1 protein-coding gene is annotated in these 1,841 nt (G+C 61.8%); it reads left to right on the plus strand.

The genetic code is table 11. From position 1 onward, the window contains the following. Positions 1-390: 390 nt before the first annotated feature. Positions 391-1,749, plus strand: a complete 1,359-nt coding sequence (ltrA, locus tag NX773_RS23420; RefSeq protein ID WP_307728788.1) for a group II intron reverse transcriptase/maturase — start codon at positions 391-393, stop codon at positions 1,747-1,749. The last annotated feature ends 92 nt before the right edge of the window (positions 1,750-1,841 follow it).

The following is a 1,841-nucleotide window of genomic DNA, read 5'->3' on the forward strand; positions in this document are numbered from 1 at the left end:
TTTTTCATGTGCGCCCAGCATGGGCGCATTCTTGGAGGTGCAAGTCCTCCCGCAAGCTGACCACAGCGAGCGAAGCGAAGCGCAACTGCGGAAGGGTGACCGACCGTGGAGAGGAAGCGTGGAGCGAAACTGTGAGCCGATGAACAAGAATCGGATATAAGGCGCTGCCGAGCAGGGCGAGCGGGCATGAAACCGCGAAGCTCTCGTGGTCAAGGCGAAGTGGCGTAAATCCGGCGGTTGTGCAGGGAAGGAGTGCGTTCTTACCTGGGGAGATCTCGCCTCGTGCCTGAAAGGGCGACGGCTTGCGCCGGAGCGAGAAGTCAGCAGAGGCCGTAGTAGCCGCATCTCGGGCGAAGGGCCGAACGAGAAGGAGCGTCCAACGACGTGACGATGAATCGTGCACTGCATCAGACGCCCGCGTCAGCGGGGCGGGTCGCGGAAAAGCGGGGTGAAGCCTCGCCCGAAGTGACCAGCGATGAAGCACGATCCCCGCGCCACGGACCGGAAGGCGCAGGGCGAGGCGTGCTCGCGCAAGTCCTCGCGAGGGAGAACATGCAACGCGCGTGGAAACGCGTGAAGGCGAACAAGGGAGCCGCCGGTGTCGATGGACTGGACATTGCCCAGACCGGACAACACCTGAAGCACGCTTGGCCGACCATCCGGCAGCAACTGATGGAAGGCACGTACCGGCCCATGCCGGTGCGGCGCGTCGGCATTCCGAAGCCGGATGGGAGCGAGCGGGAGTTGGGGATTCCCACCGTGACCGACCGTCTGATTCAGCAGGCACTGCTGCAAGTGCTGCAACTGCTGATCGATCCTACTTTTAGTGAACACAGCCACGGGTTCCGGCCCGGTCGTCGTGCGCGTGATGCCGTGCTGGCAGCGCAGCAGCATGTGCAGGACGGCTACCGCATCGTGGTCGACGTCGATCTGTCGAAGTTCTTTGATCGGGTCAACCATGACATCCTGATCGAGCGTCTAAGGAAACGTGTGAACGACGCCGGAGTGATCCGGCTGGTACGCGCCTACCTGAACGCCGGGATCATGGATGGCGGCGTGGTGGTCGAACGCGCCGAGGGCACGCCGCAAGGCGGTCCGCTGTCGCCGCTCCTGGCCAACGTGCTTCTAGACGAGGTGGATCGTGAGCTGGAACGACGGGGCCACCGCTTTGCCCGCTATGCCGATGACTGCAACGTGTACGTGCGCAGCCAGAAAGCCGGTGAGCGAGTGATGGCACTGCTCAAACGCCGCTACGACAAGCTGCACCTGAAGATCAACGAATCGAAAAGTGCGGTGGCCAGCGCGTTTGGCCGCAAATTTCTGGGCTATGAACTATGGCTCCGAAAAGATGAGGTTAAACGCGCGGTGTCGAAGAAAGCACAGGAGAGGTTCCGGCACAGGATCAGGGAAATGACCCGTCGATCCGGCGGACGTAGCATCAGTGAGGTGATCGACAAGCTGCGTCCCTACGTCTTGGGATGGAAAGCCTATTTCGGGCTGGCACAGACGACACAAGTCCTGCGCAAGCTGGATGAGTGGGTGCGCCACCGCCTGCGGGCGATCCAACTCAAGCACTGGCGACATGGCACGACGATTTACCGCGAGCTACTGGCCTTGGGAGCTAAAGCCAGGGTGGCGCTACAGGTTGCGAAGAACAGCCGTCGCTGGTGGCGCAACAGTTATCTTGCTCTGAACAACGTGCTGACGATTGCCTACTTCGACCGTCTTGGCATGCCTCGTCTCACTTAACCTCAACTACTCGAACCGCCCGGTGCGGACCCGCATGCCGGGTGGTGTGGGAGGGGACCGGCCAGACTTAGCTGGCCGCCCCTATCCCGATT

This window comes from Massilia solisilvae, assembly GCF_024753215.1.
Taxonomy (GTDB): domain Bacteria; phylum Pseudomonadota; class Gammaproteobacteria; order Burkholderiales; family Burkholderiaceae_D; genus Telluria; species Telluria solisilvae.

Coding starts and splice junctions, on each gene's coding strand:
- ltrA (WP_307728788.1), top strand. CDS start 391: ATGAATCGTGCACTGCATCAGACGCCCGCGTCAGCGGGGCGGGTCGCG.